Genomic DNA, 18,571 nt, shown 5'->3' on the forward strand with positions numbered 1-18,571 from the left:
CGCCGGATGCATATCCGGCGGCTTTTTCTTTTTACGCAATATTTAAATGCGATACTGTAGGTTCTTGCAAGTTGGCAGCTGATTTTATGAATAGCAGTAACAAACCCTCCCTTTCCTGGCGCCAGCGTCTGGCGCAACGCTCGGGCCGTGAAACGCTGGCCTGGGGCGTGGTGCTGGCAGCGTGCCTGACGACCGTCTGGCTCGTGTATTTCTGGACCGAACGCATCGCCATCGGCAAGTTGCAGGCGAGTGGCGCGCAGCGCCTCGAGGTGTATGTCAGCAGCCTGGAAAACGCGCTGGAGAAATACGATTTCCTGCCCAAGACGCTGGAACTGAACCGCGACGTGATCCGCCTGCTGCAACATCCGGAAGACCCGGTGCTGGTCGATACGGTCAACCATTACCTGGAGCAGATGAATGCCCAGGCGAAATCGTCGACCATTTTCATCAGCAACCTCGACGGCAACACGCGGGCCGCCAGCAACTGGCAGCAGCCCGACAGCTTTATTGGCGACAATATCTCGTTCCGCCCCTACGCCCAGGACGCCCTGCGGGGCACGCCGGGGCGTTTTTATGGCGTCGGCACGACGCGGCTCGAACCCGGCTACTTCTTTGCCCATGGCATCTACCAGAATGGCCACATGCTGGGCCTGGCAACGGTGAAGGTGAACCTGGAAACCCTGGAAAAACGCTGGGTGCAAGGCGCGGACAAGGTCATGCTGGCCGATGAGCACGGCGTGATCTTTCTCAGTTCCATGGCGGACTGGAAATACAAGACCCTGGCGCCGCTGTCGCCCGCCATCGTCGAAGAACTCAACCGCACGCGCCAGTATTACTCGAAGCAGCTCGAAGCCATCCCCTTCATCTCGGACCGCCAGCTGGGCAATGGCGCGCGCGTGATCAGCGTGCGCGAGCAGGAACACGCCGACACGCCACCAAAGATCAGCTCCAGCGTCATGACGCAGATCAAGCTCAAATCGCCGCAAGGCTGGACTTTTATCTACCTGTCCGACCTGGCACAGGCAAAAGCCAGCGCGCGCGCGGCGGCCGCCTTCTCTTGCGTGCTGCTGGGTTTTTTCATGCTGCTGTTCTTTTACCTGCGCCAGCGCCGCGCAGCCGTGGCGCAAAAATTGCGCGCCCGCGAAGACTTGCAACATGCCTACGACAACCTGGAAGCCATGGTCGAGGAACGCACCTCGGAACTCAATGCCATGACGCAAAGCCTGAGCCAGGAAATCGAGGTGCGCAGCAAGGCCGAGCAAAAACTCCACATCACGCAAAACGAATTGTTTCAAGCCGGTAAGATGGCCGTGCTGGGGCAAATGTCGGCCAGCATCACGCATGAACTCAACCAGCCGCTGACGGCGCTGCGCACCATGTCCGACAATGCCGTGATCCTGCTCGAGCGCGGACGGCTCGACGATGCGCGGCGCAACCTGGCGAAGATCTCGCAAATTGCGGCCAGGATGGGGACTATTACGGGTCAATTGAAGATTTTTGCGCGCAAATCGACAACCAGCCTGACTTCCGTCTCGATCCCCACGGCGATCAGCAATGCGCTGTTCCTGGTCGAGCGCCGGCTGCAGGTGGAAAATGTGCGTTTCACCCTGCAACTGCCGCCTGAAGACATCTTCGCCATGTGCGAAAGCAACCGCCTGGAGCAGGTGCTGGTGAACCTGTACGCGAACGCGCTCGACGCCATGAACGGCAGCGACGTGCGCAGCCTGCGCGTGTCCGTCGCATGCACGCCCGAACACGTGCTGATCCATGTGGCCGACACGGGGCCCGGCCTGTCGACGGAAGTGTACGAACACCTGTTCGAACCGTTCTTCACAACAAAACCGCAAGGACTGGGCCTGGGACTGGGCCTGGCCATTTCCGAACAGATCACGCGCCAGTTCGGCGGCGTGCTGCGCGCCGAAAACGCCCCCGGCGGCGGCGCCATCTTCACCATCGAACTACAGATTGCAACGCAGGAGGAAAAACATGTTTGACGGCTTGAAGGTCTTGCTGGTCGAAGACGACCCCACCGTACGCGAAGGCAGCGAGCAGGCACTGCAGCTGGCCGGCCTGGACGTGCTGGCCTTCCACTCGGCCGAACTGGCCTATAAACTGCTGACGCCGGATTTTCCCGGCATCGTCGTCAGCGACGTGCGCCTGCCCGGCATGAGCGGCCTGGAATTGCTGCAAGCGGTCAAGGCGCTCGATGCCAACCTGCCCGTGATCCTCGTCACCGGCCACGGCGACATCACCATGGCCGTGCACGCCATGCGCACGGGAGCCTACGATTTCATCGAAAAGCCGTATTCGTCCGAGCAACTGGTCGACGTCATCCTGCGCGCGCTGGAAACGCGGCGACTCACGCTGGAAGTGCACAGCCTGCGCCGCCAGCTCGAGGACGGCGGCGGCATCGAATCACGCCTGCTGGGAAATTCCGTGGCGATGCGCGACATACGGCGCTTGATACTCGACGTTGCCGACGAACCGGCCGACGTACTGATCTATGGCGACACGGGCACGGGCAAGGAAATGGTGGCCCGCTGCCTGCACGACTTCAGCCACCGCCGCAAGCATAACTTTGTCGCCGTCAACTGCGGCGCGATTCCCGAAAGCATATTTGAAAGCGAAGTCTTCGGCCACGAACCGGGCGCCTTCACGGGCGCGGCCAAGCGGCAGGTGGGCAAGATCGAGCACGCGGACCACGGCACTTTCTTCCTCGACGAAATCGAAAGCCTGCCCCTGTCCCTGCAAGTGAAATTGCTGCGCGTGCTGCAGGAACGCTATATCGAACGGCTCGGTTCCAACGTGCCCACGCCCGTCGACGTGCGCGTCATCGCGGCGGCCAAGCTGGACCTGGAAGACTTGTCGCAGCAGCAGAAATTCCGCAGCGACCTGTACTACCGCCTGAATCTGATCGTGCTGCATTTGCCGCCCTTGCGCGAACGGCGCGAAGACATTCCCATCCTGTTCGAGCACTTCGTGCTGGCCGCCGCCGCCCGCTACAACCGCGCCGCGCCCGTGGTTTCCAGCGCACAGATGCGCAACCTGATGGCCCATTCCTGGCCCGGCAATGTGCGCGAGCTGCGCAATATCGCCGACCGCTTCGTGCTGGGTATCGCCGGCGGCGCTTCGAGCCTGCTGGCGGGCAATCAGGCCAGCCCCCTGTCGCTGGCGGAGCAGGTGAACGGCTTCGAACGCGCACTGATCGAACAGGAACTACGCGCATATTCCGGCAACGTCAGCGAAGTGAGCACAGTGCTCGGCTTACCGAAACAGACCTTGTATCACAAGATGCAAAAGTACAACTTGGTGGCGGAAGAGTTCAGGTAAGCACGCCGACACGGCCCGTGCGCAAGGGCGTGACCCAGTCGGGCCGGCCATTCGCCAGCGCCAGCCGCGCCGCCTGCTCCCAGTCATATTCCACGGCGTGCAACTGCGCCGTCCAGGCGCCGTCCATCGCCTGTTCGACAATCGCATAGCGCGCATGCGGCGTGCCGTTCTGCATCACGTGCGGATAAGCATGATCGTCGTCGTAGGCTTGCAAACCGACGCTGCCCGGGTTGACGATCAGCCGCCCATCGGCCAGGCGCACCTGGCGCGGCATGTGCGTGTGGCCGCACAGGATCAGGGCCGCGTCGGCCGTCCCGGCGCGTTCGGCCACCTCTTGCGGCGTGGCGGCGCGGCTGCCCTGCGGCGTGACGCTGTCGAGAAAATACACGAGGTCGCTTGTCGGGGTGCCATGCACCAGCAGCACATCGTGACGCAAGCGCAAGGTAGCAGGCAGCGCATTGATCCACGCGAGTTGCTCGGGCAGCAGTTGCGCGCGCGCAAAAGCGTCGGACACGCCCATGCGGGCCGGGTCGCCCAGCAGTTGGCGCTCGTGGTTGCCGCGGATGGTGGGCAAGCCGAGCCCCATCAGATACGCCGCTGTGGCGCGCGGCTGCAGATGGCCCGAGACGATATCGCCCAGGTTGACGGTCACGTCGACGCCACGCCGGGCGATGTCGGCCAGCACGGCCTCAAGCGCATCGAGGTTGCCGTGGATATCGGAAATGGCGGCGATTTTCATGCAGTGTCTCCTCTTCTTGCACACCATTCTGCCCGCGTTCCAGGTCGCAAGCAATGTCGGCATGTACCAGCTATTACACACGGTAGGACAAATCCGACGACCACTTGCGCCGTGCGGCTACGTGATTCAAATGTAACCATTGCTACCATTTCCTCATTGCACTGTTGCCCAGCGTGGGCCGCCCAAGCATCGCGACAGTTTCACTTTATCCTGAGGAGTTGTCCCATGGTTGTTACGTCCGTCCCCGCCCGCCTGTCCCCACCCCGTTTGCAGCATCTCGCCTTGCGCGGCAGCATGATGCTGGGCGTGCTGGGCATGGCCACGGCCGGCGCCACGGCGCGGGCCGAGCCATCGCCCACGCTGGACCGTGTCAGTATTTCGGTGGGAGCGTTTTCCGCCGATCCGCGCATCAATATCGGCGCCGACACGCAGTTTGGCCGCATCGACGCCCCCGAATCAAAGCCCAGCCATACCACCATCCCGCGCATCAAGGCCGATGTGCTGATCGGCGACCGCCACGGCCTGGCATTCGACTACTACCGCTACGACAAATCCTACACGCCAAGCCTGACGGGCGAGACCATCATCAATGGCCAGCCCGTCACGGGCACGGCCACGGCGAATGCGGATCTGAAGCTGGACCTGGCCAAGCTGGCCTATAAATGGTGGCTGGGCAGCGGCAACGACACCTTCGGCATAGGCCTGGGCGCCGCCTACTACCATGCCAACCTGAACGGCACGGCCACCGGCGTCGTCAATGGCGAAACGGCCACGGCGCGCGACTCCATCGGCGAGCACGCGTTTGCGCCGCTGCTGGAAGTGGGCTGGCGCCACGCCTTCACGCCGGACTTGCGCATGTATGTGGAAGCGTCGGGCATCAAGAAAAATGGCGGGCGCATCAATGGCCACATCTACGGCGGGAATGTCGGTGTGGAATGGTTTCCGTTCAAGAACATCGGTTTCGTGGCCGATTACGGCATCTCGAAAATCAAGCTGCACCGCGACAGCGAACGCGATGCGGACCTGAACATTCGCCTGACGGGACCGTCAGCGTATGTGAAAGTACGCTTCTAAACCGCCTCAGGCCGCCGGTTTCAGCAGGTATAGCTGAAACTGCGGCAAGGCCGCATCGTCGTACGCCTCGATCCTGGCAAACGGCAGGCGCGCGAACGCCTGCTGCCAGAACGCGCAGGCAGCGGCATCGGCGCGAAACATCGCCACCAGCCATGTCTGAGCGCTGTCCAGCAGCACTCTGCGCACCACTTCCAGCGCCACGCCGCGGCGCCGGTACGGCTTCAGAATAAAAAAGTCGCTGAACTCCTGCACCGCCAGCCCGCCCGCCATGCCAGGCTCCGTGACGAAAAAGCCCGCCAGTTCGCCATCGACCTCGATCCAGCTGGCCGTGTGGCCGGCTGCATGCACATACGACGCCAGCCCCGCATCGCACACGTCGTAGCGGCCGTCGGCCAGCAGTGCCTCACCGCTCCAGGCGGCATTGTCATAACAGTACAGTTGAAACAGCCGCGCCAGTGCCTCCTCTTCGCCCGGGGCAATGGCGCGCAAGGCGATGATCTTGTGTATGGCATGCATGAAAAGATTTGCTCCGCAGTGGCGTCGATCCAGTGCGCGATGGTATCACCGTCACTGATCGCCGCCTGGGGCATTTCATGCCCGTCTTTCCGCCTCCGGTCGCAAAAAGATTACTTTTTTCCCAATTGCTTATATATTATTTCCTTTAAGTAACATCCGCCATCGCGGTTGACAGAAAACAAGGGCGATCCCCTTGCACAGACCGGCAGACAGGTATCTGCCGGCTTTTTTAGACCCAAGCTCTGGAGAGTGCTGCACATGCTATCGATCAAACAGCTGAACAAAACGTATGCCAATGGCGTCAAGGCCATCAATGATGTCAGCCTGGAGATTCCCAACGGAATGTTCGGCTTGCTGGGACCGAATGGCGCAGGCAAGTCCTCGCTGATGCGCACCATTGCCACCTTGCAAGATCCCGACAGCGGCAGCATCCATTTCGATGGCCTCGATGTGCTCAAGGACAAGGCTGGCTTGCGCCGCCAGCTCGGCTACTTGCCGCAGGATTTCGGCGTGTATCCGAAGGTGAGCGCGGAAACCTTGCTCAACCACTTTGCCGTCTTGAAAGGGTTGACGGAAAAGGGCCCGCGCAAGGAAGCCGTGGAAGCCTTGCTGCAGCAAACCAATCTGTGGGAAGCGCGCAAGCGCAACCTGGGCACGTATTCGGGCGGCATGCGCCAGCGCTTCGGCATCGCCCAGGCCCTGCTGGGTGCACCGCGCCTGGTGATCGTCGATGAGCCCACTGCCGGTCTGGACCCGGACGAACGCAACCGCTTCCTGAACCTGCTGGCGAAGATCGGCGAACAAGTGGTGGTGATTCTGTCGACGCACATCGTCGACGATGTAACGGACCTGTGCCCGCGCATGGCCATGATCGTCAAGGGACAGGTGCTGGTGCAGGGCGAGCCGCAGGCGGCCATCGATACCCTGCACGGCAAAGTCTGGCGCCGCAGCATCACGACGGAAGAACTGGCGCAGTACCAGCAAACCTTGAACGTGCTGTCGACGCGTCTGGTGGGCGGCAAGCCGCAAATCAACGTGTATGCCGACAGCCAGCCCGACAGCGGCTTCGTGCAGATCGCCGCAGATCTGGAAGACGTGTATTTCCTGCATGTGCGCAACGCTGCCCGCGACGGCGCCGCTGCTCCCGCTACCGCACCGGCCACCTCGGCCGCCGTGGCAGCGTAAGGGGCCGCCATGTGGAAGGAATTTTTCAAGTTTGACCTCGTCTACCAGCTGAAACAGCCGCTGCTGTGGGTCTTTGCAATCATCATGGCCCTGATGGCCTTTGGCGCCACCACCAGCGACTCGGTGCAGATCGGTGGCGCCATCGGCAACATCAACCGCAACGCTCCCACCGTGGTGGCGCAGATGCTGGGCATCTTCAGCCTGCTGGCGATGTTGCTCGTCACCGTCTTCATCGCCGGCGCCGTGCTGCGCGACAGCGAAGTGGGCATGGCCGACATGCTGTTCGCCACGCCCATGCGCAAGTGGGATTACCTGTTCGGCCGCTTCGCCGCCGGCTTTGTCGCCTGCCTGGTGATCTTCGTCGCCATTGCCCTGGCCACCATGCTCGGCCCCGTCATGCCCTGGGTCGATGCGCAGCGCGTGGGCGCGTTCTCGCTGCAGGCGTATGCCTGGAGCTTCGCCGTCATCGTGATCCCCAACCTGCTCTTCATCGGCGCCCTGCTGATGCTGCTGGCGGCCACCACGCGTTCGATGATGCTCGTCTACGTGGGCGTGTTGGGCTTTTTCGTGCTGTGGGCCATGGCAGGGGTGTTTACGCGCGACATCAACAATGAATGGTATGCCGTCCTGCTCGACCCCTTCGGCGTGCGCGCCTTTGGCCGCATGACGCGCTACTTCACGGCCGCCGAGTCGAATGCCAGCCTGCCGCCACTGTCCGGCTTCCTGCTGGCCAACCGCTTGCTGTGGCTGGGCATCACCGTCGTGCTGTTTGCCGCCACCGTGATCCTCTTCAAGCCGCAGCGCACGGGCACGGGCAAGCGCCTGTTCGGCAAGCACAAGGCGCCAGCGGCCGCACCGGCCGCCAGCGCGCCGCTGCACCTGCCGCGCAGCATGCCCACCTTTACCCCGGCAACGGCCTGGCGCCAGTGGTGGCAGATCCTGCGCTTCGATGCCGCCGGCGTCTTCAAGAGCGTGCCCTTCCTCGTCATGCTGCTGTTCGGCATCATCAACCTGATCGCTGGCTCCAGCGTGGGCAAGAATATGTACGGCACGGCCGTGTATCCGATGACCCATTTGATGCTGCAAAGCATCAACAACAGCTTCAGCTTCCTGTTGATCATCATCGTCACCTTTTATGCGGGTGAGCTGATCTTCAAGGAGCGCCAGGTCAAGATCGCCGACGTCAGCGATGCCATGCCCGTACCCGGCTGGGTGCCCCTGCTGGCCAAATGCACGGCCCTGGTCGGCGTCATCGCCGGCTACCTGTTAGTGGGCGTCATCACCGCCATCGGTTTCCAGCTCGTCAAGGGCGGCGCGCCCGTGGAGCTGGGCCTGTACCTGAAAGGCACCCTGCTCGGTTCCCTCTTCTTCGTGCTGATGGGCTTGTGCGCCCTCACCCTGCAAGTGCTGTCGAATAACAAGTTCATCGGCTACCTGCTGGTGATCCTGCTGATGGTGGCGCAAGCCGTGCTGGGCATGCTGCATCTGGAACACAATCTGTACGCCTTCGGCGGCACGCCCGCCATCAAGTATTCGGACATGAATGGCTATGGCCACTTCCTGACGGGCTGGGCCTGGTTCTCTGTGTACTGGAGCCTGTTTACCGTGGCGCTCATCATGCTGGCACGGGCCTTCTGGGTACGCGGCCTGTCCGTCGACTGGCGCGCGCGCGTGCGCCTGGCCCGCCAGCGCCTGCAAGGCCGCGCCGGCGCCGCCCTGGCCGTAGTCGTGCTGTGCTGGGCAGGCACGGGCGGCTGGATCTTCTACAACACGAACGTGCTGAACAAGTACGAGACGTCGGACATCGGCATGGACAAGCAGGCCCGCTACGAGAAATTGTACAAACAATACAAGGGCTTGCCGCAATTGAAGATCACCGACGTCCAGGCCGATGTGGCTATCTATCCTGAGCAACGCAAGGTGTTGATCAAGGGCCACTACGTGCTGCAAAACAAGACGCAGCAGCCGCTCGATACCCTGCGCATCCAGCTCAACCCGGACCTGGAAACGCACTGGTTGAACTTGCCTGAGCACAAGGTCGTGCTCGATGACAAGGAACTCGGCTTCAGCATCCTCAAGCTGGCCCAACCCCTGGCACCGGGCGCCACCCTGCCGCTGGACTTCACGGTGGCCGTCACGCATCAGGGTTTCACCAACGACGGCGCGCCGGACCAGGTCAACCTGAACGGCAGCTTCTTCAACAACCAGGCCTTCTTCCCCCACTTCGGCTACGCGAAGGAAATGGAATTGACGGACCGCAATGAGCGCCGCAAACGTGGCCTGGGCGAACCGCAGCGCATGGCCAAGCTGGAAGACAAGTCGGCCTACGGCAACACCGTCTTTGGCAATGAAGCGGACTGGATCCATTTCGACACCACCGTCTCCACCAGCGGCGAGCAGATCGCGCTGGCGCCTGGTTACCTGCAGGCAAGCTGGGAAAAGGATGGCCGCCGCTATTACCGCTACAAGATGGACCAGCCGATGATGCCGTTCTTTGCCTACCTGTCGGCGCGCTGGGAGGTCAAGAAAGGCGACTGGCATGGCGTACCGATCGAAATTTATTTCGACAAGAAGCACGGCTACAATACGCAGCGCATGATTACCTCCGTGCAAAAGTCGCTCGACTATTACACCACCCAGTTCACGCCCTACCAGCACAAGCAGGTGCGCATCCTGGAGTTTCCGGGCTACCAGAGCTTCGCGCAGTCGTTTGCCAATACGATTCCGTATTCGGAGGGCATCGGATTCATCGCCGACCTGCGCGACAAGGATGACATCGACTACGTGTTTTACGTCACGGCGCATGAAATGGCGCACCAGTGGTGGGGCCACCAGGTGATCGGCGCCAACGTGCAGGGTGCCACCATGCTGATGGAATCGCTGTCGCAGTACTCGGCGCTGATGGTGATGGAAAAGGAATATGGCCGCGAAAAAATGCGCCGCTTCCTGCGCTATGAACTGGACCGCTACCTGAGCGGGCGCGGCGGCGAAGCCATCGAGGAACAGCCGCTGGCGCGCGTGGAAGGACAGCAATACATCCACTACAACAAAGGCAGCCTGGTGTTCTACCGCCTGCGCGACGAGCTCGGCGAGGAAGCCCTGAACCGTGCCCTGAAACGCTATCTGCAGGACAAGGGTTACCAGCAGGCACCGTTCACCACCACCCTGGAGCTGCTGGCCTACATCCGCGCCGAAGCGCCGCAGGACAAGCAGGCGCTGATCACGGACCTGTTCGAGAAGATCGTTTTCTACGACAACCGCGTGACGCAAGCGTCAGCCGTACAGCGCAAGGATGGCCAGTGGGATGTCACCATGCAGTTGCACCTGGCCAAGCTGGAGTCCGACGGCAAGGGCAAGGAAAGCGCGCGCGCCTATGACGAGCCGGTTGAAATCGCCATCTTCGCGCGCGCCCCTGGCGCCAAGGAAAAGGATGAAAAAGTCCTGTTCACGGACAAGCGCAGCGTGTCGGGCAGCGACCCGGTGATCACCATCACCGTGAAGGACAAACCGTTCGAAGTGGGTGTTGATCCGTACAACAAGATGATCGACCGCGTCCCGCGCGATAACCGCAAGGAAATCACTTTCAATTAAGGCTAGCTTGAACCAACGCAAACAGGCCACGCCGTCACCGACAGCGTGGCCTGTTTTTTATGCCGTCAGTGTTTTAACGGTACACGAGACCACCATCGATCAGCGGCGCCTGGCCCGTCATGTAGTCCGAGTCCGGCCCCGCCAGGAAGGAAACCAGCCCCGCCACGTCTTCCGGCGTCTCGGCACGTCCCAGCGCGATGCCGTCCACATATTTCTTGTACGTCGCACCCAGTTCGGCGCCAGTCAGCTCGGCCATGCGCTTGTCGATTTCGACCCACATGTCGGTACCGACAACGCCGGGGCAATACGCGTTGACGGTGATGCCGTCGGCCGCCAGTTCCTTGGCCGCCGCCTGCGTCAGCGCGCGCACGGCAAACTTGGTGGCCGAATACACGCCCAGCAGGGCGAAGCCGTCATGCCCGGCGATGGAACAGGCATTGATGATCTTGCCCTTCTGCTGGCGTTTCTTGAACGTCTTGGCGGCCGCCTGGATGCCCCACAGCGTCCCTTGCACATTGATGCGCATGATGCGGTCGACTTCTTCCGGCGTGACGTCGAGCAAGGGCTGTACTTGCGCGATGCCGGCATTGTTGACGATGATGTCGAAGCCGCCCAATTCTTGTTCCGCAAACGCCACGGCGGCGCTCACCTGATCGAGCTGCGACACGTCGGCAATGAAGGTGACGGCGCGGCGCCCCAGCGCGCGCACTTCGGCGGCAGCCGTGTCCAGCTTGTCCTGGTTCAAATCCACCAGCGCAATATCGGCGCCATCCTTGGCCAGGCGCAAGGCGATGGCCTTGCCGATACCTTGCGCGGCACCCGTGACCAGCGCGACTTTTCCGGAAATACCCATTTGCGTTCCTTTCAGTACAGGGAAGAAGAGCAGCAAAAAACCGGTCCGGCGCAGCAGCGCCCACGGCCGGTTCCGCAGCGTAGTGACACTTCAGCCTACCTGAAATTGAAATTTTTCCGCAGCTTGAAACGTGCGCAGCCAAAAAAAGTACCTGGATCAAGAAAGGGGAAAAAAACCATCCTCGAACTGGCCATGCGCGCGCTGCCGTACAGGCGCCTGGCAGCCGCTGGCGTAAGATGGGCGGCATCACCATCGCCCGGTTTTTATCCACGTTCAAAGGAAATTTTATATGCTGCGTCGTCCACTGCCCCTCCGCGCCAGCCTGCTGCTGGCGGCCCTCGTTTTCACCACGCCCGCCTGGAGCGCCGATCCAGTCCACAAGGAAACCGTCGAATTGACGGCAAGCAAGAACGCGCGCAGCGTGAAAGGCAAGATCAAGGGCTACGCCACGGCCGAATACACGCTCACTGGCAAGGCCGGCCAGACCCTCAGCGTCAAGCTCAAGACCAATCAGCCATCGAATTACTTCAACATCCGCCAGCCAGGCCAGGACGAAGCCCTGTTCATCGGCTCGACCAGCGGCAACAGTTACCAGGTGAAACTGCCGGCCGATGGCGAGTACACGGTGCAGGTGTATTTGATGCGCAACGCGGCGCGCAGGAATGCGGTGGCGAATTACAGCCTGGAGATGCGGCTGCGCGATTGAGGTTTGCGTGATTCAGCATGCGCACCTGTCCCCCAGGCCAGCGGCATTGAATTTTTTCGCCTGCCGATGATCTTATCCATTGCTGGTTTTTCTGACTGACTCAATGGAGGAGATATGCAACAAGCCAATTTCATTGCCATCGTCCTGGCACTCAGCTGCAGCCTGGCAGGAGCGCAAACGCCCGAACGCATGGCAAAGCTCACCGAGAGCAACGTGTTGTTGAGGGAAGCAACCATCGAAGGCGATGCCATGCATGCCTGCCAGCCGCTGAAAGGGGACACGGTTGCCATCCTTGAAATCAAAAATAATACACCCGGGGCTACAGGCATAGCCCTTGCCCATGTACGCGTGATGAGCGGGCACTGCCAGGGCCAGATTGGCTGGATCGGGATGCCGCGCCTGGAAGCGCTTGCAAGGTAAGCGTTACTCTCTCCATAACGCAAAAAGCCTGTTTTCCTCTCGGAAAACAGGCTTCAGGCAACAAAAAACGACCTTGACCGAATTAGAACGGAATATCGTCATCCATATCCGAGAAGTTCGGGGCTGGCTTCGGTGCCGGGCGTGGGGCCGGGGCCGGGGCTGGACGCGGGGCTGGCGCCTGGCGCGGGGCCGGGGCGTCGTAGCCGCCGCCGCCACCACCACCGTAGCTGTCATCGCCACCGCCGGCATCGCCGCCCATGCCGGAGCGACCGCCCAGCATTTGCATCTGTTCCGCGATGATGTCGGTTGCGTACTTCTCGACGCCGTCCTTGTCCGTGTATTTACGGGTTTGCAGTCGGCCTTCGACGTAGACGGACGAACCTTTTTTCAAGTATTGGCCGACGATTTCCGCCAGGCGGCCGAAGAACGAGATACGGTGCCACTCTGTCAATTCTTTTTGTTCGCCCGTATTGCGGTCCTTCGATTTGTACGAAGTGGCCACGGCGATGTTGGCGATCGCGTCGCCGCTAGGCATGTAGCGGATTTCCGGGTCACGGCCCAGATTGCCGACGATGATGACTTTGTTGACTGATGCCATGAATAACTCCTGATGAACTGCAGCGGGAGCCGGTGTCCCGCGCGGTAGTTTAGTGTACTAAACGAGGATTATAAGCGACCACGCGGCGCAAAGCACCCGCTTTCTGGCGGACGCCCTCTCCCGTGCGGCAGCACGTTTTTTTCACGGCAGGTGAAAACAAGAAACTTGAATACTGGTATTATATACAGTGCTTAAACGTCTGCACGCATCTGTATCAAACTTTGTCGGGGCACGTTCGCCCGGCGGCGCAATCCGCCCATGGACGCCTCAGGCATGCAGAGCAAAACCCGGCTATAGTTACAGGTTGACCCGTTGTGGCTCCTCATCTGCACCCAGGCACAATGCGCCGGCCGCACCACTCACTGAAAGCAAGGCAATCACATGGAACAGATCCGCATTCGCGGCGCTCGCACGCATAACCTCAAGAATATCAATCTCGATTTGCCGCGCAATAAGCTGATCGTGATTACCGGCTTGTCCGGCTCCGGCAAGTCTTCGCTGGCCTTCGACACCCTGTACGCGGAGGGCCAGCGCCGCTATGTCGAGTCGCTGTCGGCCTACGCGCGCCAATTTTTGCAGTTGATGGAAAAACCGGACGTCGACCTGATCGAAGGCTTATCACCGGCCATCTCCATCGAACAGAAGGCAACGTCGCATAACCCGCGTTCGACGGTGGGCACCGTGACGGAAATCCACGATTATTTGCGCCTGCTGTACGCGCGCGTCGGTACGCCGTACTGCCCCGACCACCCGGAAAACGCGCTGGCCGCCCAGTCCGTATCGCAAATGGTCGATGCTGTGCTGGCCATGCCGGAAGACACCAAGCTGATGATACTCGCGCCCGTCGTCGCGAATCGCAAGGGCGAACATGTCGACCTGTTCGAACAGATGCAGGCGCAGGGCTTCGTGCGCTTTCGCGTACAGAGCGGCACGCATGCGGCCAAGATCTATGAAGTCGATGACCTGCCGAAATTGAAGAAGACGGAAAAACACACGATCGACGTCGTCATCGACCGGGTCAAGGTCAACCAGGAAATCAAGCAGCGCCTGGCGGAAAGTTTCGAGACGGCCCTGCGCCTGGCCGATGGCCGCGCCATTGCCTACGAAATGGATACCGCGCAAGAACACGTGTACTCGAACAAGTTCGCCTGCAATGTGTGTGGCTATTCCCTGCAGGAACTGGAACCGCGTTTGTTCTCGTTCAACAACCCCATGGGCGCCTGCCCGGAATGCGACGGCCTGGGGCACATCGAATTCTTTGACCCGAAACGCATCGTCGCGTTCCCGAACCTGTCGCTGGCATCGGGCGCCGTCAAGGGCTGGGACCGCCGCAACCAGTTTTATTTCCAGATGCTGTCGAACCTGGCCGCTTACTATGAATTCGACCTGGACATGCCGTTCGAGCAACTGGCACTGAATGCCCAGCAAGCCGTGCTGTACGGTTCCGGCAAGCAAGTGATTCCGTTTACCTATGTCAACGAACGGGGCCGCACCGTCATCAAGGAACACACGTTCGAAGGCGTGGTCAACAATCTGCAGCGCCGCTACCGCGAGACGGATTCGATGGCCGTCAAGGAAGAACTGGCCAAGTTCATCAATGAAAAATGCTGCCCCTCATGCGATGGCGCGCGCCTGCGCGTGGAAGCGCGCTTCGTCAAGGTCGGCACCGGCAAGCAGCAGCGCGCCATCTATGAAGTGGCGGGAAAACCGCTGCGCGAGACGCTGGAATTTTTTGAAAAGCTGAAACTGACGGGCGCCAAGAAGGAAATCGCCGACAGGGTCGTGAAAGAAATCATTTCGCGCCTGAAGTTCCTCAACAATGTGGGCCTCGATTACCTGTCGCTGGACCGCAGCGCCGACACGCTGTCGGGCGGTGAAGCACAGCGCATCCGCCTGGCGTCGCAGATCGGCTCCGGTTTGACGGGCGTCATGTATGTGCTCGACGAACCGTCGATCGGCTTGCATCAGCGCGATAATGACCGCCTGATCGAAACGCTGAAACACTTGCGCGACATCGGCAACAGCGTGCTGGTCGTCGAGCACGATGAAGACGCCATCCGCACGGCCGACTACATCGTCGACATGGGCATCGGCGCGGGCGTGCACGGCGGCGAAATCATCGCCGAAGGCACCCTGCAAGACATTCTCAAGAACAAGAAATCGCTGACGGCGCAATACCTGAACGGCAAGCTGAAAATCGCCGTACCAAACAAGCGCCATGTCAGCAATCCGGAAAAGCAATTGGTCATTACTGGTGCGACGGGCAACAACCTGAAAAAAGTGTCGCTCAGCTTGCCGGTAGGCTTGATGACGTGCGTGACGGGCGTCTCCGGCTCGGGCAAATCGTCGCTGGTCAACGATACCCTGTATCCGGCGCTGTCGCGCCATCTGTACGGTTCGCAGACGGAACCGGCGCCGCACGAATCGATCAGCGGCCTGGAGCACTTCGACAAAGTCATTTCCGTCGACCAGGCGCCGATCGGCCGCACGCCGCGCTCGAACCCCGCCACCTACACGGGCTTGTTTACGCCGATCCGCGATCTGTTCGCCACCGTGCCGACCGCCAAGGAACGCGGCTACAGCGCAGGCCGCTTCTCGTTCAACGTGAAAGGCGGCCGCTGCGAAGCATGCCAAGGCGATGGCGTGATCAAGGTCGAGATGCACTTCCTGCCCGACGTCTACGTGCCGTGCGACGTGTGCCACGGCAAACGCTACAACCGCGAAACCCTGGAGGTGCACTACAAGGGCAAGAGCATCACGGAAGTGCTGGGCATGACGGTGGAAGAGGCGCATGAATTCTTCAAGCCCGTGCCCTTGATCGCGCGCAAGCTGCAAACCCTGCTCGACGTGGGCCTGGGCTACATCAAGCTGGGCCAGAGCGCTACTACCCTGTCCGGCGGCGAAGCGCAGCGCGTCAAACTGTCGCTGGAACTGTCGAAGCGCGATACGGGACGCACCCTGTACATCCTCGATGAACCGACCACGGGCTTGCACTTCCACGACATCGATTTGCTGTTGAAAGTCATCCACCGCCTGCGCGACCAGGGTAACACTTTGGTGATCATCGAGCACAACCTGGACGTCATCAAGACGGCCGACTGGCTGGTCGACCTGGGCCCTGAAGGGGGCGCCGGCGGCGGACAGATCATCGCCACCGGCACGCCGGAAGACGTGGCGCTGAATCCGGCCAGCGTGACGGGTAAATACCTGGGGCCGCTGCTCAAGCAATAAGAACGGCAGCGCAATAAAAAACGGCGCGGATTGCTCATGCAATCCGCGCCGTTTCTCTTTTTGCTAGCACCCCAGTCATTGCCGGCGTGTCATTTATCGCACGCCAGTCTTTGCCGGCGTGTTTCTCCCCCACTACTAACGCTTACTCAGCCAAACGCTTTTCCAACGCTGCCTTGTGATCTGTCAATTCTTGCGGCAGATGATACGCGAGTTTTTCAAACAGCTCCGTATGCAATTTCAATTCGTCCCGCCACGCCGCCTTGTCGATCGACGTGATGGTGTCGAACTGTTCTTGCGTGAATGGCAAGCCATCCCAGTTCAAGTCGCCATACTGCGGCGTCGTGCCGAACAGGTTTTCCACGCCGCCCGCCGTGCCTTCGATACGCTCGAGCATCCACTTCAGCACGCGCATATTGTCGCCAAAGCCAGGCCAGACGAACTTGCCGGCCTCGTCCGTACGGAACCAGTTGACGCAGTAGATCTTCGGCAGGGCCGCCGGGTTCACTTTACCCACCTTGACGCCCATGTCCAGCCAGTGCTGGAAGTAATCGCTCATGTTATAGCCGATAAACGGCAACATGGCAAATGGATCGCGGCGCACGACGCCCATCTGGCCCACGGCCGCGGCCGTCGTTTCGGAACCCATGGTGGCCGCCATGTAGACACCTTCGACCCAGTTGCGCGCTTCGGTCACCAGCGGCACTGTAGTCGAGCGGCGGCCGCCGAAGATGAAGGCCGAGATCGGCACGCCGGCCGGATCGTCCCAGGCGGCGTCGATCACCGGATTTTGCGTGGCAGCAACAGTGAAGCGTGCGTTCGGATGCGCCGCCTTGGTGCCGGACGCTGGCGTCCAGTCCTTGCCCTGCCAGTCGATCAGGTGGCTTGGTGCTTCCTTCGTCAAGCCTTCCCACCAGACGTCGCCGTCGTCCGTCAGCGCCACGTTGGTGAAGATCGTGTTGTCGCGCATGGACGCCATGCAGTTGTAATTGGTTTTTTCGTTGGTGCCCGGCGCCACGCCAAAATAACCGGCTTCCGGGTTGATGGCATATAAACGGCCATCGGCACCGGGCTTGATCCAGGCGATATCGTCGCCGATGGTGGTCACTTTCCAGCCGTTAAAACTTGCCGGCGGGATCAGCATGGCGAAGTTGGTCTTGCCGCAAGCCGATGGGAACGCTGCCGCGACGTAATGCTTCTTGCCTTCCGGCGATTCCACGCCGAGGATCAGCATGTGTTCGGCCAGCCAGCCCGGGTTGTTGTCGGCCGCTTGCGCTTCCTGGTAGCCCATGTTCGAGGCGATGCGCAGGGCGAAGCATTTCTTGCCCAGCAAGGCGTTGCCGCCGTAGCCCGAACCGAAAGACCAGATTTCGCGCGTTTCCGGGAAATGCACGATGTATTTGGTGCTGTTGCACGGCCATTTCACGTCTTGCTGGCCGGCAGCCAGCGGCGCGCCCACGCTGTGCACGCACGGCACGAAGGCGCCATCGGTGCCCAGCACGTCGTACACGGCACGGCCCATGCGGGTCATGACCTTCATGTTGACGGCGACATACGGCGAATCGGACAGTTCCACGCCGATGTGCGCGATGGGCGAACCCAGCGGGCCCATCGAGAAGGGCACGACGTACATGGTACGGCCGCGCATGCAGCCGTCGAACAGGCCGTTCAGGGTGTGGCGCATTTCGCCAGGCTCGGTCCAGTTATTCGTCGGGCCGGCCGCCTCTTTCGTTGTCGAGCAGATATATGTGCGGTCTTCGACGCGGGCCACGTCGCTCGGGTCCGAGCAGGCCAGATAAGAATTCGGGCGCTTTTCGGCATTCAGTTTTTTCATGGTGCCGCTGGCAACCATTTCGGCGCACAGGCGCTCGTACTCTTCCTGCGAGCCGTCGCACCAGTAGATGCGGTCCGGCTTGGTCAGCGCGGCAATGTCGGCCACCCAGTTGATCAGTTTCTGTTGTTTAATATAAGCTGGGACGTTGAGTGCGGCGACGCCACCCATGACGGGCTGATTCATATTACCTCCAATACCAATAAAAGAAATTCTGGTCATTCCGGCAAGACAGGCAGCATCGTTGAGAGGTGGCTGCGGCTCACTGCAGGCGGCGTCTTCACGCGGGCAGGGCTCTGGTGTCGTTTACCTGGATCATGCGCCCAGGCTGCGGGAACAGTTTGCGCTATAACTATACTCAGGAAGCTTCAAAAGTGCCGGCGATTGTACACCCGCCAATCAGCTATTCTCGCAAAAATGTAGGAGAATAGCTTGACTAATGTAGTAGGCTATTCAGCATTTCCCGTATCCTGTTATTTCCCTACCAAATCCTTACTAAA

The 18,571-nt window shown here is 60.8% G+C and carries 13 protein-coding genes; 8 read left to right on the forward strand and 5 right to left on the reverse strand.

Annotated features, from left to right (window positions below):
* Positions 1 to 86 precede the first annotated feature (86 nt).
* Positions 87 to 1,994 (forward strand): ATP-binding protein, encoded by a 1,908-nt coding sequence (locus C8C92_RS00405; RefSeq protein WP_099761658.1) that lies wholly within the window; start codon positions 87 to 89, stop codon positions 1,992 to 1,994.
* The gene (locus C8C92_RS00410; RefSeq protein ID WP_099761655.1) at positions 1,987 to 3,330 is read left to right on the forward strand and encodes a sigma-54 dependent transcriptional regulator; all 1,344 of its coding nucleotides are present in this window, start codon (positions 1,987 to 1,989) and stop codon (positions 3,328 to 3,330) included. Before C8C92_RS00405 ends, C8C92_RS00410 begins: the two co-directional genes overlap by 8 nt.
* Here the strand turns inward: C8C92_RS00410 and C8C92_RS00415 are convergent.
* Entirely contained in the window at positions 3,323 to 4,069 is a 747-nt protein-coding gene (locus C8C92_RS00415) for a metallophosphoesterase family protein (RefSeq protein ID WP_116742733.1), read from the reverse strand. The two genes, C8C92_RS00410 and C8C92_RS00415, sit on opposite strands and share 8 nt — an antisense overlap.
* A 225-nt stretch (positions 4,070 to 4,294) precedes the next feature.
* On the opposite strand from C8C92_RS00415, the gene C8C92_RS00420 reads away from it, so the two are divergent.
* Positions 4,295 to 5,143, forward strand: coding sequence for a hypothetical protein (locus tag C8C92_RS00420; RefSeq protein WP_116742734.1), 849 nt, complete (start codon positions 4,295 to 4,297; stop codon positions 5,141 to 5,143).
* 6 nt (positions 5,144 to 5,149) lie between these two features.
* Here the strand turns inward: C8C92_RS00420 and C8C92_RS00425 are convergent, their stop codons facing one another.
* Positions 5,150 to 5,659 (reverse strand): hypothetical protein, encoded by a 510-nt coding sequence (locus C8C92_RS00425; protein WP_116742735.1) that lies wholly within the window; start codon positions 5,657 to 5,659, stop codon positions 5,150 to 5,152.
* Positions 5,660 to 5,917: 258 nt separating this feature from the next.
* Here C8C92_RS00425 and C8C92_RS00430 point away from each other — a divergent pair, with 258 nt between their 5' ends.
* The gene (locus C8C92_RS00430) at positions 5,918 to 6,844 is read left to right on the forward strand and encodes an ABC transporter ATP-binding protein (RefSeq protein WP_116742736.1); all 927 of its coding nucleotides are present in this window, start codon (positions 5,918 to 5,920) and stop codon (positions 6,842 to 6,844) included.
* A 9-nt stretch (positions 6,845 to 6,853) separates the two neighbouring features.
* Complete coding sequence (locus C8C92_RS00435) at positions 6,854 to 10,435, forward strand: M1 family aminopeptidase (protein ID WP_116742737.1); 3,582 nt, start codon at positions 6,854 to 6,856, stop codon at positions 10,433 to 10,435.
* A gap of 73 nt (positions 10,436 to 10,508) precedes the next feature.
* Here C8C92_RS00435 and C8C92_RS00440 read toward each other — a convergent pair whose 3' ends face one another.
* The gene (locus C8C92_RS00440; RefSeq protein WP_099761642.1) at positions 10,509 to 11,288 is read right to left on the reverse strand and encodes an acetoin reductase; all 780 of its coding nucleotides are present in this window, start codon (positions 11,286 to 11,288) and stop codon (positions 10,509 to 10,511) included.
* Positions 11,289 to 11,577: 289 nt separating this feature from the next.
* Between C8C92_RS00440 and C8C92_RS00445 the strand changes: the two genes are divergently transcribed.
* Together C8C92_RS00445 and C8C92_RS00450 are read left to right on the forward strand one after the other, a co-directional pair.
* Entirely contained in the window at positions 11,578 to 11,994 is a 417-nt protein-coding gene (locus C8C92_RS00445; RefSeq protein ID WP_116742738.1) for a DNA breaking-rejoining protein, read from the forward strand.
* Positions 11,995 to 12,108: 114 nt separating this feature from the next.
* Complete coding sequence (locus C8C92_RS00450) at positions 12,109 to 12,414, forward strand: hypothetical protein (RefSeq protein WP_116742739.1); 306 nt, start codon at positions 12,109 to 12,111, stop codon at positions 12,412 to 12,414.
* 82 nt (positions 12,415 to 12,496) lie between these two features.
* Here the strand turns inward: C8C92_RS00450 and ssb are convergent, their stop codons facing one another.
* Positions 12,497 to 13,012, reverse strand: a complete 516-nt coding sequence (gene ssb / locus C8C92_RS00455; protein WP_034754418.1) for a single-stranded DNA-binding protein — start codon at positions 13,010 to 13,012, stop codon at positions 12,497 to 12,499.
* A 381-nt stretch (positions 13,013 to 13,393) separates the two neighbouring features.
* Between ssb and uvrA the strand changes: the two genes are divergently transcribed.
* The gene (gene uvrA, locus C8C92_RS00460; RefSeq protein WP_099761635.1) at positions 13,394 to 16,243 is read left to right on the forward strand and encodes an excinuclease ABC subunit UvrA; all 2,850 of its coding nucleotides are present in this window, start codon (positions 13,394 to 13,396) and stop codon (positions 16,241 to 16,243) included.
* Positions 16,244 to 16,385: 142 nt separating this feature from the next.
* Here uvrA and C8C92_RS00465 read toward each other — a convergent pair whose 3' ends face one another.
* Positions 16,386 to 18,257 (reverse strand): phosphoenolpyruvate carboxykinase (GTP), encoded by a 1,872-nt coding sequence (locus C8C92_RS00465; protein ID WP_099761632.1) that lies wholly within the window; start codon positions 18,255 to 18,257, stop codon positions 16,386 to 16,388.
* Positions 18,258 to 18,571: the final 314 nt, after the last annotated feature.

It is taken from the genome of Janthinobacterium sp. 78, assembly GCF_003096775.1.
In the GTDB taxonomy this organism is placed as follows: Bacteria; Pseudomonadota; Gammaproteobacteria; order Burkholderiales; family Burkholderiaceae_D; genus Janthinobacterium; species Janthinobacterium tructae.

What these genes read in the sequence shown, in the direction of transcription:
- C8C92_RS00405 (WP_099761658.1), top strand. Translation starts at nt 87, where the DNA reads ATGAATAGCAGTAACAAACCCTCCCTTTCCTGGCGCCAGCGTCTGGCG.
- C8C92_RS00410 (WP_099761655.1), top strand. Translation starts at nt 1,987, where the DNA reads ATGTTTGACGGCTTGAAGGTCTTGCTGGTCGAAGACGACCCCACCGTA.
- C8C92_RS00415 (WP_116742733.1), bottom strand. Translation starts at nt 4,069, where the DNA reads ATGAAAATCGCCGCCATTTCCGATATCCACGGCAACCTCGATGCGCTT.
- C8C92_RS00420 (WP_116742734.1), top strand. Translation starts at nt 4,295, where the DNA reads ATGGTTGTTACGTCCGTCCCCGCCCGCCTGTCCCCACCCCGTTTGCAG.
- C8C92_RS00425 (WP_116742735.1), bottom strand. Translation starts at nt 5,659, where the DNA reads ATGCATGCCATACACAAGATCATCGCCTTGCGCGCCATTGCCCCGGGC.
- C8C92_RS00430 (WP_116742736.1), top strand. Translation starts at nt 5,918, where the DNA reads ATGCTATCGATCAAACAGCTGAACAAAACGTATGCCAATGGCGTCAAG.
- C8C92_RS00435 (WP_116742737.1), top strand. Translation starts at nt 6,854, where the DNA reads ATGTGGAAGGAATTTTTCAAGTTTGACCTCGTCTACCAGCTGAAACAG.
- C8C92_RS00440 (WP_099761642.1), bottom strand. Translation starts at nt 11,288, where the DNA reads ATGGGTATTTCCGGAAAAGTCGCGCTGGTCACGGGTGCCGCGCAAGGT.
- C8C92_RS00445 (WP_116742738.1), top strand. Translation starts at nt 11,578, where the DNA reads ATGCTGCGTCGTCCACTGCCCCTCCGCGCCAGCCTGCTGCTGGCGGCC.
- C8C92_RS00450 (WP_116742739.1), top strand. Translation starts at nt 12,109, where the DNA reads ATGCAACAAGCCAATTTCATTGCCATCGTCCTGGCACTCAGCTGCAGC.
- ssb (WP_034754418.1), bottom strand. Translation starts at nt 13,012, where the DNA reads ATGGCATCAGTCAACAAAGTCATCATCGTCGGCAATCTGGGCCGTGAC.
- uvrA (WP_099761635.1), top strand. Translation starts at nt 13,394, where the DNA reads ATGGAACAGATCCGCATTCGCGGCGCTCGCACGCATAACCTCAAGAAT.
- C8C92_RS00465 (WP_099761632.1), bottom strand. Translation starts at nt 18,257, where the DNA reads ATGAATCAGCCCGTCATGGGTGGCGTCGCCGCACTCAACGTCCCAGCT.